The sequence below is a fragment of the Brachyspira sp. genome, assembly GCF_029258575.1.
In the GTDB taxonomy this organism is placed as follows: Bacteria; Spirochaetota; Brachyspiria; order Brachyspirales; family Brachyspiraceae; genus Brachyspira.
The window spans coordinates 14,679-28,753 of record NZ_JARHYI010000132.1; the positions used below are offsets into that span (position 1 = coordinate 14,679).

Genomic DNA, 14,075 nt, shown 5'->3' on the forward strand with positions numbered 1-14,075 from the left:
ATGTTTAACTGGTTATATAATATGTTCTCAAGCGACATGGGAATAGATTTAGGTACTGCTAACACTTTAGTATATGTAAAAGGAGAAGGAATTGTTTTAGCCGAGCCTTCAGTAGTGGCAATAGAAAAAAGTACAGGAAATGTAATAGCAGTAGGAAATGAAGCTAAGCAGATGTTGGGTAAAGTTCCTAACTCAATAGCTGCTATAAGACCTATGAGAGACGGAGTTATAGCTGATTTTGAAACTGTTGAAAAGATGATAAGATATTTCATAAATAAAGTGCATAATAAAAGAACTTTGGTAAAGCCTAGAATAGCTATAGGTATACCTACAGGAATAACTGAAGTAGAGAGGAGAGCCGTAAGAGAAAGTTGCGAACAGGCAGGAGCTAGAACTATATTCCTAATAGAACAGGCAAGAGCTGCTGCTATTGGTGCAGATATGCCTATAAATGAACCTCATGGTAATATGATTATAGAAATAGGCGGAGGTACTACTGAAGTTGCTGTACTTTCACTTGGAAGCATGGTTAGAAGTGCTTCTATTAGGGTTGGTGGCGATGAGCTTGACGATGCTATTATTAAATATATGCAAAGAACTCATAACTTATACATCGGTGAAAAAACTGCTGAAGAGATAAAAATCAATATAGGACATGCTTATAAGGGCGATATATCAAAAACTATGGACATAAGAGGAAGGGATTCTGTATCTGGACTTCCTAAAACTCTCACAATAAATAGTGCTGAGATAAAAGATGCTATAGCTGATATATTAATAGAAATATTGGAAGCAGTTAAATCGGTACTTAATCAAACTCCTCCTGAAATTTCTGCTGATATAGTAGAGAGAGGAATAGTAATGAGTGGTGGTACATCTTTACTTCCGGGATTTACTGATTTGATTTCTATGGAAACTGGAGTTCCTGTAATTCTTGCTGAAAGTCCTCTTACTTGTGTTGCTATAGGATGTGGTAAATTTATAGAAGAAACTAAAAATTTAAAGAATTATAGACGATACTCTTAATCGGAAAAATGATAAAAATTTTATTAATATAGCCGATATTCATAAAATGAAAATTTTTTTTAAACATAAACTACTTACTCTTTATATATTGCTAAATCTAGTAGCAGGAATATTTATGGTATTAAATAGAAGTAATTTTGTATTTAATTTACAATCTATTTATGCCTTGGGTGTATACCCTATTCAAAGTGCCACAAAAAGTGTTTCAAGGGCATTTGTATATCTTTATACCAGCATAACAGATATATTCACTTTACAAACTCAAGTGCAGGTATTAAGAGATAGAATTGCAGAATTGAGTGGTGCTGCTTTGGAATATGAACAATTAAGTGCTGAAAATGAAAGACTTAGAGGGCTTTTAAATGAAGCTCCTACAGATGAATATCCTTTAGAATATGCTGAAATAGTATCAAAAGATCCACAGAATTTCTATACTACTATAGTTATTAATAAGGGAAGTGCAAATGGAATAGTTGTAGGAATGCCTGTTATATCATATCAAAACGGATATAAAGGTTTAGTTGGAAAAGTTGTTGAGGTAAGAAGATATAACAGCAGAGTATTATCTTTAGTTGATCAAAGATCTCAAATATCTGTAATGCTTGAAAGCTCGAGAACTACTGGTATAATGGTAGGTCAAAGCCCCAAATCTACTCAAACTCATTTGCAGTATATAGATTTGCAGATGGATGTTGAAGAAGGAGAGAGAATTGTTACAAGTGGTATGGGAGGTGTTTTCCCTAAAGGCATATTAGTAGGAAATATATTCAAAGTTGAAAAAAAAAATTATGGTCTTTTCCATGATCTCTATGTTGAACCTGCTGTTAATTTCTCCACTTTAGAAAATGTTTATGTTATTAAAAAAGTACCAGATCAAGAAATAATCATGCTTGCAAATGAAGAAGATACAGAAGCTAATGCTAATGGAGAAACAAAATGAAAAGAGCAATAACTGTTATCATTACAACTTTGATTTTACTTCTTATACAATCATCTCCAGCTTATGACTTAATAAGAGTAGCACTTGGAGCTAAACCTGATTTACTATTAATATTTCTTACATTTATAGCATTCAGATACGGTTCTTTTGACGGAATGATATATGGTTTTGTAATAGGACTTTTACAGGATATTGTGTCAAGCGGTACATTCGGTTCTTATGCTATGATATTTCTTAATATTGGTTTTTTTGTAGGATTTTTTAATACAAGAATATTCATAAAGCAAATTGCCGCTGGTATATTTGTAACTTTAGTAGGATACTTAATAAAAATAATAGCACTATTTTTAGTAACTTCTATATATTCGGATCTTTCAAATGTTGCTGTTTTAATAAGATCTGAATTATTAGTTGGAATACCTCTTACTGTAATATTATCTTCTCCATTATTTATAATATTTGAAAAAGTTGCTCCTTTAATTTATGATAAGCAGAAAATACATGTTGATGATAGTACTAAAGAATATACGGAATAAGATATATGGTAAATTCTGAAATTGAAATAAAAGCATATATTAAAGATTTTGAATCTATTCTAAACTTCCTAAAAAATAATGCCAAATTCAAAAAAAAATATTTCAAAAAAGATATTTATTATGCCAAAGAAATAAGCATAAAAGAAGGCAATATAAAAACAAGCGACTGCATAAGACTTAGAACTGAACATGGTGGATATACTTTTTGCACAAAAGAAAGAACATTAATAGAAGGTGTTGAAGTTAATGAAGAAATAGAAGTTAAAGTAAGCAAAAAAAAGGCAAGATTTATTATTAACTTCTTATCAAAATTACAAAAATATAAAGAGTATGTGAGAAAAGAAAAAAAAGGCTATGCTTTTATATATAAAAATGCATTAGTTGAAATTTCTAAAATTAAAAATTTAGGCGACTTTATAGAAATAGAATTTTTAAACTCTGAAGAAACAGTAGAAAATCAAGTACATAAATTAAAATCAATTTTAAAAGAATTAGGTATAGATGAAAATTCGATAGAAACTAAGCCTTATATAGAACTTCTTTCGAGATAATATCATTTCATAGTATAATACTTTCTTTTTTAATATAAATTATTGAAAATATAATATTTTTTTATATAATGAATACCTATATAAATATAAGCGGAGAAATCAATGAAAAACACATCACATCATATACTTTTTATTCTTGTATTATTCTGTACGCAATTATATTCACAAAATACTGAAAATAATGATACATTTGAAAATAAAATGGATAATTATAAAGAAAAAGTAAAAGTTCAATGGAGATATAATCCACTTAGAATATATGAAACTGATAAATATTTTTCATCTTGGCTTGATCCTGATAATTATAATAGTAGTTTTTGGTTTGGGGATATTTTGAATATAGAAAGTTTGTACCCTAACAAAAATTTTGATTTAGCAAATCTTATATTATATTTCAGCCCTAAATTAGCAGTTGATTTAGCTCCTATAGCATTTAATGTAGATGGAGATAAACATAGATTTAAAATAGGAGTGGGATATTCATTAAAATTATTTTTTGGAAGCTACAAAGCAGGTAAAGATCAATTATATGGAACAACTTTTCTATTTTCAACATACATGCAAGTAGAAGCATATTTTGAATATATATTTAATAATAAATTAAAAGTGAGATTTGCTCCTTTAAGACATATATGTGCTCATATTGGAGGCGATATTCTTGGTGATGAAACTTTATACGATAAAAATAAAGAAGAATTTAGAGATGAAGGTTTTGAACAAATGCATTTATCTGCTGCATACAGATGGGGGTGGTTTTCATTTTATGGAGGAACTTCTTTTGCTATAACAGGTTTTAAAAAATCCAATATAGTTAACTTATTTAATGTTTATTCTGGAATTGATATAAGATTCCCTATATGGGGAGAAATGAATTTAATAACAGGAGTTTATGTAGGAGCATTTCTTGATGAAATAAATACTATCATAAGAAATAAAAAAGGAGATGGATATCCTGCCGCAGATTCTCATAATGAATGGACTCCTTCTATATCAACAGGAATAGGTTTTGAAATATATAGATTCACAATAGGCATAAAATATGAATATGCACGTTCAAAACAATTATATGCTTATAGAAAAATGGAAAGCAGAATAGGACTTGAAACTAGTTTATTTTTCTAAAATTATAATATCATAATTTATTATTGATATAATGGACAAATATTACAAAATATCATTAATAAAAATAACAAATTATGATAAAAAATATTTATACAATGTTTTTTACTAAGCATTATTATTAAAGAATTTAGAAATTCAAATTTATTAAAATAATAATAATACTTAAAAATATGATTATATATATTCAAAATAATTATATTCATATAAAAGTATTTAAAGTAAAATAATCTTAGATATTTGTTTATATTCGTAGTTATTGACTTATATATAGTTCAATATATACTTAAAACAAGTATGAGAAATATATTTATTTTATTATTGTTAACATTTATTTCAGCTTCATTATATTCTTATGAGCTTAGACTTAGTCATTCAAGAAGTTATATATATAATAGAATATTGTATGCTGATGTAAAAACACACTATGATAAAAACATTTATAAAAATATAAAAAAGTATATAGACAATGGAATTATAGTTTTTATCAATTTTAGAATAGATTTAATAAAAAAAAAAAATTACTTCTCGATGAAAATGTTAGAGAAATATATATATATAGAAAATTATACTATGACTTTTTTACAAAAGAATATGTTGTACTAAACTCTGAAACTATGAGAGAAACAAGAAATACAAATTTTCAAGCTCTTGTAAAAAATATATCTCAAATTAATAATATAGAAATTATTAATATAAATAAATTAAATAAAAATAGTAAATTCATATTTCAAACTAGATTATCAATGCAGTTTCAAAATACATATCCTTATTTATCAGTATTTTTTAATATAATAACCCCTTTGCAGTATAGAATAAAATGGTCTAAATCTAAAGAATTTAATATTACAGAATTATATTATAATAATATGTAGCTATTATTTATAATTAAAAATCCGATTTATATAAAGAATAAATGTTTATATTTTATTTATCATTGTTTTAGGAGAAAATATGCGTTTTTATACATTCATTATATTTATGCTGTTATTATTTAGTATGCAGGCATTTAATCAGGATAATACTAGACTTGAAATAGTAAAATGGGCTAACTTTTATATGAACAAAAAATACAAATATAATCAAATCGACACAATAACAAATCCTTTTTCAAAGGAAAAAAAGAAAGTGAACTTTGACTGTTCTGGTTTTGTAAATGCAGTTTATTGGACTGCAGTTGAAAAAACAGCCGTTAAACTTCAAGGCTCTACTGAAAATATACATTATATATTATCAAAAGAAAATAAAATATATATAAACACATCTCCTAATATAGGTGATATAATATTTTTTGATGGTACCACTTCTCCAAATAAAAAACTTACTCATTCAGGAATAGTTGTCGATGTAGATGAAGATGGTACTATAATTTATATACATTCATCTACGAGTAAAGGTCCTATTTTAGGATATATGAATTTGAAATACCCTGATATGGCTAAAAAAGATGGAAAAATGATTAATAGTTATTTGAGAAGAGGAGAGGCTCCATATTCACTTGCTTCTCATTGTTTTAATAGTTATGGTACTATTTTTGAAAAACCAAATTGACAAAGAATATTGTAAATTGCCTTGACTTTTTGCCAATTTTTTATAAAATTATTTTCTATGTATAAGAGTGTATTATGCGTTTTTATATTATTATATTTTTAATGTTATTATCTTCAATATCATTTGCACAAACTTATGGATATGATAAAGAGTATCAGAAAAAATTAGATGAAAGCGGAGTTGAAATAAATGACAGACAAAAAGAGCAGGTTAGAAAAGATATAAATAAGTGGGCAAATTTTTATTTGGATAAACATTATCAATACAATGAAAAAGCTTTACTAGTACATCCTACTTCAAAAGAAAAGAAAACTTTTCGTTTTGACTGTTCTGGATATGTAGCTGCTGTTTATTGGACTTCTAATATAGCTGTATTTGAGAAACAGGCTATTTTAGATACTGGAGGAGTAAAAACTATATATGCCACATTATCAAAATATAAAAAAATATATAAAGATGTTCTTCCAAATATTGGTGATATAATAATGTTTGATAAAACTACATCTAATCATGATAAGCTGACACATGCAGGTATAGTAATAGATGTTGATGAAGAAGATGAAACTGTAAAATATATTCATGCTTCAACAAGTAAGGGACTTATTATAGGATATATGAATTTGAAATACCCAGATTTGAATAAAAAAGATGGAAAAATCATAAACAGCCGTCTTAAAAGAGGCGAAGGAGTTGAATCTTTGGCATCTCATTGTTTTAATAGTTATGGTACTATTTTAGATATACCTAAACAATAGAATTATAAGATATTTGATGATTTATTTATATATATAAAAAGTTAAAAATAATTTGGAGAATACATGAGTAGTAAAAAAAATAAGAATAATAGAAGGCAGAACATACCTCAATCTGCAGGAGGCGGAGGAAATCAAATTATAATCATATTACTTCTTACAATGGTAGTAGTTATGGCTATAATGTACTTTCAAAAAACCCCACAAATAAAAGCTCAGGAATGGGATTATTCTACTGTAGTTCAGAAAGTAAAAGAGGGCGTAGTTAAAGAGGTAACTATAGTAGATCAAAATATAAGAAACGGAAAAGCAATAGAAACCGTTAATGGGAAAATTACAGAAATAAACTTTTACTCATTTATACCATTTACGGCAAGTGGATTCGTTAATTTGCTTATAGAAAATAATGTAAAGGTTAGAGGCGAAGCTGAAAAACCTAGTTATTTAAGTTTAATACTGGTCAATTTACTTCCTATACTTTTGATAGGATTTCTGCTTTGGTTTTTTATGTTTAGACAGGTTCAAGGCTCTAATAATAGGGCTATGAGTTTCGGAAAGAGCAGAGCAAGACTTCTTACTAAAGAAGATGTAAAAGTAACTTTCAAAGATGTAGAAGGATGTAAAGAAGCTAAAGAGGAATTGCAAGAAGTTATACAATTTTTAAAAGATGCTAGTAAATTCACAAAACTTGGTGCTAAAATACCTAAAGGCGTACTTTTAGTAGGTCCTCCAGGTACTGGTAAAACTTTACTTGCAAAAGCTGTTGCTGGTGAAGCAAATGTACCTTTTTTCAGCATGTCTGGTTCAGAATTTGTTGAGATGTTTGTAGGTGTCGGTGCTTCAAGAGTAAGAGATTTATTTGAACAGGGAAAAAGAAGTGCTCCTTGTATAATATTCATAGATGAGCTTGATGCTGTGGGAAGAACTAGAGGTGCTGGATACGGTGGCGGTCATGATGAAAGAGAACAGACTTTAAACCAAATGCTTGTTGAAATGGACGGTTTTAATACTGATACTAGAATCATAATATTTGCTGCTACTAACAGACCAGATGTACTAGACCCTGCTTTACTTCGTCCGGGAAGATTTGACAGACAGGTTGTTGTTGATTTACCTGATGTTAAAGGAAGAGAGGGAATTTTCAAAGTACATGTGGCTAAAATACAGCATGATCCTTCTATAGATTTGTATCATTTAGCAAGAGCTACTCCTGGTTTCTCTGGAGCGGATATTGCCAATATGGTTAATGAAGCTGCTTTAATTGCTGCTAGAAATGATAAATCAAGAGTAGAACTTCCAGACTTTGAAGAGGCTCGTGATAAAGTTATGATGGGACCTGAAAGAAGAAGCATATTAATAAGTGAAAAAGAAAAACTTAATACTGCATATCATGAAGCAGGACATACTCTTATGGCTGTACTTCTTCAAAATACAGATGCCTTACATAAAGTTACTATAGTGCCTAGAGGAAGAAGTTTAGGGGCTACTTGGACTTTACCTTCTGACGGAAGATATACTCTTCAAAGAAAAAAGGCTATTGATGAGATGTCTTTACTTCTTGGAGGACGCGTTGCTGAGGAGTTTAAATTTGGAGAAGATTCTGTAACTACAGGTGCTTCTAATGATATAGAAAGAGTTACTGAACTTGCTAGAAGAATGGTATGCGAATGGGGTATGAGCAGATTAGGTCCTATATCATTCGGACAGAAAGAACAACCTATTTTCTTGGGTAAAGAGATTGCAAGACATAAAGACTACAGTGAAGAAACTGCTCAGAAAATTGATGAAGAAGTTCATAAATTTGTAATGAAAGCTTATGAAAGAACTCAAAGATTAATAGCAGAAAATGCTGAAAAATTTGAATCTTTATCTAGAGAATTATTTGAAAAAGAATCTCTTGATATAGAAGATATAGAAAGAATATGTGAAGTGAAATTAGACAGAGTTAAAGATAAATTAGTTTATGCAGGAAAAGATCCTAAAAGAGGTACTGATGAACTTGAAGATCCTACTGCTTATCAGGACGGGGAAGTTAAAAGTGTTAAAGAGGAAGTATTCAGTACTCCTATAAAACCGTTAAAAAAAGCTGAAACTATAAAAGAAGAAGTAAAAACTGTAAAGAAAACTTCTGCTTCTAAAAAAACAGCTTCTGCAAATACTAAAAAGAAAAAAACTACTGAGGAATAAAAATTTACTGCTTAATATTGAAGGCTGCAGTATTATATTAATGCTGCAGCTTTTTTATTTATTTTTTATACTATTTCTAAAATATCATTAAAAAACTAATAAAAGCTAGGGTGGGCATGCTTTTTATAAATAAACAATAAAAATAATAAAAATGCTTATAGAAATTAGATAATAAATTTTAAAGGGCGGGGTATGTAAATAATATTTTAATTATCATCTAAACATCGAGTATTAGTAATTTCATAAATCTTTCATCAATATTTTTCTCTCCCCATTCGCACATAGCTTCTAAAACATTAATAAAGACTTCCATTTTTTGGTTATAAAATATTCTACTTTGAAAGGCACTTCGATGTATACTTTTCTATTTATAAGTACATCCTCTTCAAATCTCTAAACCGATTTATTAATGTTATTTGAGAAATTGGTTTCATATAAAGCATCATTTCATTGAATCTTTTAGTCTTATTTTTTTATTGATTTATTCTACCCGCCCACCCACCCCTAAATTTATTTTGTATTTTAACTACAATAAAAAAATAGAAGTGTTTATTTACTTAGCACCTCTATTTTTTATATCATTAATGCATTTTAATCCATGCAAAGACTCTGCACTTTTCACAGCATTATTAATAGCCTTACCCATAACTATAGCAGCAATACTTCCTACAGCATCAAGATTGGCATTAATATCCCCTACACTCATAGCATAAATACTATCTCCATCTAATGTTGTATGAACAGGCTTTATAGTCCTAGCAAAACCATTATGAGCCATAGAAGCTATCTTTCCCATTTGAGATTTTGTAAATTTAGCATTTGTTATAACAGCACCTATTGTGGTATTAGTAACTATATTATTATTAATATTTGAATTAAAAGATAAATTTTTATTTTGAGTAATTTTTATTAACTCTTCTTCAGAACTTCTAAAACCGTCTTTATTTTCATTAAGAAGCCCAGCAATCATTTTACCGCTTTCATAATCATAAATATCCCCAAAAGCATTAACAGAAACTACAGCCCCCACTTTTACATCATCAACTTGAACAGCATAAAAACCAAGCCCAGACTTCATAGCATAATCAACTCCCAATATTTTGCCTACACTTGCCCCAGCACCTGCCCCATAATTACCCATTTTAGGATTATTATTTTGAGCGTTTATACAAGCCTCATAAGCCATATTAATATCAGGACGAACCTTATAATCCCCAACACGCAAATCGAATATACATGACTGACAAACTAGAGGAACTTTCGTAACACCCACATCAAAACCAATATTCCTCTCTTCTAAATATTTCATAACGCCGCCAGAAGCATCAAGCCCAAATGCACTTCCGCCGCTAAGTAGTACAGCATGTATTAACTCAGCAGATGCAAAAGGTTTAGTAAGTTCGCTTTCCCTTGAAGCAGGTCCACCTCCTCTAACATCTAAACTAGTTACTGCTCCTCTTTCACATATTATCACTGTACAGCCTGTAGCAGCCTCAATATTTTCAGCATTGCCTATCTTTATATTTTCTATATCTGTTATATTTATCTTTCTCATAGATTATATCCATATCATATATTATTTAAATATATTTATAAAATATAATAGTAATTAATGCAAACTTTAAATTAATATAAAAATTTAAATTTGCAAAAGAACTTAATTTATAATAAAATATTAAAAAGTTTTTTATATTTAAAATAAATATAATAATTTTAAGGAAAAAATAAAAAAATGGTTAATGAAATATTTTCGAGCAGACTATCAATAGGTATAATATCATATATAGTATTTATCATATCTGCAAGTACTCATGAATATTCACATGCCAGAACTGCATTTATGTTCGGAGATAGAACAGCTATGAGTATGGGAAGACTTACATTAAATCCTATAGCCCATATAGATATATTAGGAAGTGTGGTACTTCCAATATTGGCGGCTCTTACAGGAATACCAGTTATAGGCTGGATGAAAGCTGTTCCAGTAAATCCTCATAATTTTAATAATCTTGAAAGAGATCAAGCTATAGTTTCATTTGCTGGTCCATTTGCTAATTTGATGATTGCCACTGTTTCTTTTATTGTGATGAAAATACTTACGTTAACAGTAGATGGTACTTTTTTAATATATAAAATTATAATAATGTTAGAACAGCATTCAAATATAGCCTCTAACATTTTTCTTAATGCCATGCCTGTAATTTTGACTATGCTATTAATGTTTTATATAATCAATATAATGCTTATGTTCTTTAATTTACTTCCTTTTCCTCCATTAGATGGAGGTTGGATATTAAGATTTTTTCTATCACCTAAAGGTAAAGATACTTATGATAAAATATATCCTTATGGTTTCTTAATACTATATGCACTATTATTCTTTGGAATATTAGGAACTATATTAGGCTTTATACAAACTATATCTCAATATTTATTAGGAAGCTCTATAAATATTATATTCTCTATATAGTTTTATCTCCACCATTTAGGAGAATAGAACATATATTCTATGGAAAAATTAAAAGTTGAAGTATTAGGTGCATATCCTTTTCCCCATACAACTTTCTGATATGATACTGTCATATAGAGAAAATCTGATATTGTAGCCTTGAATTTAACAAAAGGCTCTAAATATGAGAAATTAGACTTTTTATTATATGGAAATACAAAAGTCACTCCTGTATACAAAGTAATAAAAGGAGAAGTTATAATTTCCAAACCGCCTGATAATTCACCTATATTAAAAATATCTTTTGATAAATTATTTCTAGTATCAATTGTATATGCAAATAAAAAATTAACAGGTATTACTTTTGGAACTGCAGCAAGCATTATAGTAGCATATGCATTAAAAGGATCTTTCATATCCGAATATATATGTGTATTTTTCATGAAACTATAGCTGAAACCTGCCTTAATGCCTATAGATAAATACCAATCTAAAAGCGTTGCTTTTATAGTTGCATTGATAGAATCAAAATTAAAAGTATCTGTCATATTTGTAGCACTTGTTATATCATTTCTTGAATCTTGTCTTTGATATGTGAAACTAGTAGATATTCCAATTTCCAAATACTTAATCGGTCTTATTGAAAAATATGGCATAAAAGTAAAATATAAATCCCTTCTGCTTATATTTTGATTATATGGATCCAAAGTATATAAACGACCGTTATCAAACCAAGAATTATATTCTGAAAATATTCCGCCTATACCAACAGAAAACATTTTATTTTTATTTATATGCGGCGATATATCGAAATCAAAATCATTTCTTCTTGCAAAAGATATTTGTGAAAAAAATAATAATATAAAAAATATTATCAATAATTTATTTTTCATAATTTATTAATTATTGAATCAATTTTTATTTAATAATAAATCAAGATTCTTTTCTATATTATGTCTATATCTTAAATCTGTAACTAATATTTGATACTTTTGCTGTGTCTTAGATTCTGTTACCAAAGTAGCTAATGCTTTTTGTGCATCTGCATATGGTAAAGAATCTATATTATACATTTTACCATATTTTTCATAAGCTAAATTAATTTCTTCTTCAGTAGGTTTAGGTATAGATGATCTTATAGTTTTATCTATATAATTTGCTGTAACGGCACTTCTAGTAAGGAAATTTTCTATAGACTTTGCCTGAGGAGTATCATAAAAACCTGATTTTTTAGCTTCATACATCATAACTTCACGGGCTACAAAAGCTTTAAACATACCATCTCTAGCCTGAATTCTCAAAGCAGCAGGGATATTAGCTCCAGCCTGTTTTAAAGATTCATTAAACATATCATTGAATTCAGATAACGGAACTGTTTTATCTTCTATTGTAATACAAGGATCAGCAGTAACAGAATATTTCAAATTATAATTAGTTTTTGCTGATTCTAATATCTTATCATATTCATTACGCATACGCTCTTGCAAAATAGTAGTTTCTATTTCCATAGCTATTTGCTCATAAGTAACATTAGGTCCTACAGATGCCTGTATTTTAGCTCTATTATCATTAAAGAATTTTCTTTTTTCTGCATCTGTAACTACGGCAAAATCATCGCTTACTTTTTCCTGCATATAAAGCTGAGATAATTGATTATCTCTCTCTTTGGAAATTAGTTTAAGAACTTCTTCATCTTTATCATAACCCTCTTCAACAGCTTTAAGATATACAAGTTCCTGCTCTATAATTTGGGAAGAAAATTGCCATAATTGAAATTCATTTGTAAGAAGTAAATTCACAGCATCATTAGGAGCTCCCCTTAAAACTGTAAGATTTGATATCTCAGACAAACAATCCTGAACAGTCATAAGTTTTTTTACATTACCTTGAGAATCTCTTATTCTTATTACCCAATTTGTATCCTCTGAATACAAAAATAAACTTGATATAATTGTAAATAAAAGTGCTAAAAATATTTTTTTCATCATAGTAAAACAATTCCTAATTATCATTCATAATCTTCATCATCATTTTCAGTGAAATCATCTTTTCTATTATTTTTACCTTTAAATAGGGAAAATATAGATTTGAATATATTAATAATACTAAAATTATTAGATATATTTTCAGTTATGCTGCTAAAATTACTAATACTAGTAGATAAACTATTAAAAGACTCATGTATATTATCTAATGTCGTTTTTACTTTATTTGTTTCATCATTAATAGTATTTGCAATGCCATTAATTTTTTCACTAATAGATTCAACATTCTCAAGTATTCTGTCAAATCTATTAGTAAATCTAAAATATCCAGCAAGTAAAACAAAAAATATAGCTAATACTAATATCAATATAGATATTGCTATGAAAGCTAAAGATATAGCTATAACATTTATTTGAAATGTAATATCTTGCATATTTTATTATTCTTCTACCTCTTCAGAAGATCTTTTCTTTCTTTTTTCGATAAAATCATTAGTTTTCTCTTTGCCTTTTTCAACTAATTCTGAAGTTTTTAATACACTTCTATGATAAATATCATCTACTTTGTATTTGATATTATCCATAGTTTCTTTAATATCTTCTCTAGTTTCCTCTCCTGCTTTTGGAGCAAATAATACTCCCAATGCTACACCAGCTGTTACACCTAATAAAAATGAAAACATACCTGATACTTCTTTAGACATAATATAATATCCTCCTAGTTACATAACTTATTTTAATATTAAATTTAATTTACATTTTTGTCAACCAAATAAAAGTCTTTTATAAAACTTATTTTCTTATAAAAAGTAATAAAAAATAAATGCTAATATTGTTTTTTTATATAAAAGTAGGGGCTGTCCTAGATAACTAAAAAAACTCCTTCTTTGCTAAATTATATACTATTTCTAATTGTTTTTCAACTTTTGGAGTATTAAAGCGAAATTGACATTCTTTAATAAATAAATGAAAATGTTTC

Annotated in this window: 16 protein-coding genes; 10 read left to right on the forward strand and 6 right to left on the reverse strand. The window is 28.0% G+C overall.

Annotated features, from left to right (window positions below):
- From Q1J76_RS10360 to ftsH, 9 genes are all read left to right on the forward strand, one after another.
- A complete protein-coding gene (locus tag Q1J76_RS10360; protein WP_008726738.1) occupies positions 1–1,026 on the forward strand; it encodes a rod shape-determining protein in 1,026 nt (341 codons plus the stop codon).
- Between the two features lie 46 nt (positions 1,027–1,072).
- On the forward strand, positions 1,073–1,966 hold the full coding sequence (gene mreC, locus Q1J76_RS10365) for a rod shape-determining protein MreC (RefSeq protein ID WP_300370001.1): 894 nt from the start codon (positions 1,073–1,075) through the stop codon (positions 1,964–1,966).
- Positions 1,963–2,502 carry a rod shape-determining protein MreD gene (gene mreD / locus Q1J76_RS10370; RefSeq protein WP_300370002.1) on the forward strand — a complete coding sequence of 180 codons (540 nt, stop codon included), beginning with the start codon at positions 1,963–1,965 and terminating at the stop codon, positions 2,500–2,502. Before mreC ends, mreD begins: the two co-directional genes overlap by 4 nt.
- A gap of 5 nt (positions 2,503–2,507) precedes the next feature.
- Positions 2,508–3,053 (forward strand): class IV adenylate cyclase, encoded by a 546-nt coding sequence (cyaB, locus tag Q1J76_RS10375; RefSeq protein WP_300370003.1) that lies wholly within the window; start codon positions 2,508–2,510, stop codon positions 3,051–3,053.
- Positions 3,054–3,155: 102 nt separating this feature from the next.
- Positions 3,156–4,175 (forward strand): hypothetical protein, encoded by a 1,020-nt coding sequence (locus Q1J76_RS10380; protein ID WP_300370004.1) that lies wholly within the window; start codon positions 3,156–3,158, stop codon positions 4,173–4,175.
- 551 nt (positions 4,176–4,726) lie between these two features.
- Complete coding sequence (locus Q1J76_RS10385; RefSeq protein WP_300370014.1) at positions 4,727–5,047, forward strand: hypothetical protein; 321 nt, start codon at positions 4,727–4,729, stop codon at positions 5,045–5,047.
- A 79-nt stretch (positions 5,048–5,126) separates the two neighbouring features.
- The gene (locus Q1J76_RS10390; protein ID WP_300370005.1) at positions 5,127–5,723 is read left to right on the forward strand and encodes an NlpC/P60 family protein; all 597 of its coding nucleotides are present in this window, start codon (positions 5,127–5,129) and stop codon (positions 5,721–5,723) included.
- A 74-nt stretch (positions 5,724–5,797) separates the two neighbouring features.
- Positions 5,798–6,478, forward strand: coding sequence for an NlpC/P60 family protein (locus tag Q1J76_RS10395; RefSeq protein ID WP_300370006.1), 681 nt, complete (start codon positions 5,798–5,800; stop codon positions 6,476–6,478).
- A 63-nt stretch (positions 6,479–6,541) separates the two neighbouring features.
- Entirely contained in the window at positions 6,542–8,662 is a 2,121-nt protein-coding gene (gene ftsH / locus Q1J76_RS10400; protein ID WP_300370007.1) for an ATP-dependent zinc metalloprotease FtsH, read from the forward strand.
- Between the two features lie 288 nt (positions 8,663–8,950).
- On the opposite strand, the gene Q1J76_RS10405 is transcribed toward ftsH, so the two are convergent.
- On the reverse strand, positions 8,951–9,010 hold the full coding sequence (locus Q1J76_RS10405; protein WP_300370015.1) for a hypothetical protein: 60 nt from the start codon (positions 9,008–9,010) through the stop codon (positions 8,951–8,953).
- Positions 9,011–9,215: 205 nt separating this feature from the next.
- Complete coding sequence (locus tag Q1J76_RS10410; protein ID WP_300370008.1) at positions 9,216–10,217, reverse strand: P1 family peptidase; 1,002 nt, start codon at positions 10,215–10,217, stop codon at positions 9,216–9,218.
- A 177-nt stretch (positions 10,218–10,394) separates the two neighbouring features.
- On the opposite strand from Q1J76_RS10410, the gene Q1J76_RS10415 reads away from it, so the two are divergent.
- Complete coding sequence (locus tag Q1J76_RS10415) at positions 10,395–11,132, forward strand: site-2 protease family protein (protein WP_300370009.1); 738 nt, start codon at positions 10,395–10,397, stop codon at positions 11,130–11,132.
- Between the two features lie 2 nt (positions 11,133–11,134).
- Here the strand turns inward: Q1J76_RS10415 and Q1J76_RS10420 are convergent, their stop codons facing one another.
- The 4 genes from Q1J76_RS10420 to Q1J76_RS10435 are packed head-to-tail and all read right to left on the reverse strand — an operon-like array spanning position 11,135 to position 13,800.
- Positions 11,135–12,004: a hypothetical protein gene (locus tag Q1J76_RS10420; protein ID WP_300370010.1), complete on the reverse strand. Its 870-nt coding sequence runs from the start codon at positions 12,002–12,004 to the stop codon at positions 11,135–11,137.
- An 18-nt stretch (positions 12,005–12,022) separates the two neighbouring features.
- Positions 12,023–13,099, reverse strand: coding sequence for a peptidylprolyl isomerase (locus Q1J76_RS10425; protein ID WP_300370011.1), 1,077 nt, complete (start codon positions 13,097–13,099; stop codon positions 12,023–12,025).
- A 20-nt stretch (positions 13,100–13,119) separates the two neighbouring features.
- The gene (locus tag Q1J76_RS10430) at positions 13,120–13,530 is read right to left on the reverse strand and encodes a DUF948 domain-containing protein (protein WP_300370012.1); all 411 of its coding nucleotides are present in this window, start codon (positions 13,528–13,530) and stop codon (positions 13,120–13,122) included.
- A gap of 6 nt (positions 13,531–13,536) precedes the next feature.
- On the reverse strand, positions 13,537–13,800 hold the full coding sequence (locus tag Q1J76_RS10435; protein WP_300370013.1) for a YtxH domain-containing protein: 264 nt from the start codon (positions 13,798–13,800) through the stop codon (positions 13,537–13,539).
- Between the last annotated feature and the right edge of the window lie 275 nt (positions 13,801–14,075).

Coding starts and splice junctions, on each gene's coding strand:
- Q1J76_RS10380 (WP_300370004.1), top strand. CDS start 3,156: ATGAAAAACACATCACATCATATACTTTTTATTCTTGTATTATTCTGT.
- Q1J76_RS10425 (WP_300370011.1), bottom strand. CDS start 13,099: ATGATGAAAAAAATATTTTTAGCACTTTTATTTACAATTATATCAAGT.
- Q1J76_RS10410 (WP_300370008.1), bottom strand. CDS start 10,217: ATGAGAAAGATAAATATAACAGATATAGAAAATATAAAGATAGGCAAT.
- mreD (WP_300370002.1), top strand. CDS start 1,963: ATGAAAAGAGCAATAACTGTTATCATTACAACTTTGATTTTACTTCTT.
- Q1J76_RS10415 (WP_300370009.1), top strand. CDS start 10,395: ATGGTTAATGAAATATTTTCGAGCAGACTATCAATAGGTATAATATCA.
- Q1J76_RS10435 (WP_300370013.1), bottom strand. CDS start 13,800: ATGTCTAAAGAAGTATCAGGTATGTTTTCATTTTTATTAGGTGTAACA.
- Q1J76_RS10360 (WP_008726738.1), top strand. CDS start 1: ATGTTTAACTGGTTATATAATATGTTCTCAAGCGACATGGGAATAGAT.
- Q1J76_RS10390 (WP_300370005.1), top strand. CDS start 5,127: ATGCGTTTTTATACATTCATTATATTTATGCTGTTATTATTTAGTATG.
- Q1J76_RS10420 (WP_300370010.1), bottom strand. CDS start 12,004: ATGAAAAATAAATTATTGATAATATTTTTTATATTATTATTTTTTTCA.
- Q1J76_RS10430 (WP_300370012.1), bottom strand. CDS start 13,530: ATGCAAGATATTACATTTCAAATAAATGTTATAGCTATATCTTTAGCT.
- cyaB (WP_300370003.1), top strand. CDS start 2,508: ATGGTAAATTCTGAAATTGAAATAAAAGCATATATTAAAGATTTTGAA.
- Q1J76_RS10395 (WP_300370006.1), top strand. CDS start 5,798: ATGCGTTTTTATATTATTATATTTTTAATGTTATTATCTTCAATATCA.
- mreC (WP_300370001.1), top strand. CDS start 1,073: ATGAAAATTTTTTTTAAACATAAACTACTTACTCTTTATATATTGCTA.
- ftsH (WP_300370007.1), top strand. CDS start 6,542: ATGAGTAGTAAAAAAAATAAGAATAATAGAAGGCAGAACATACCTCAA.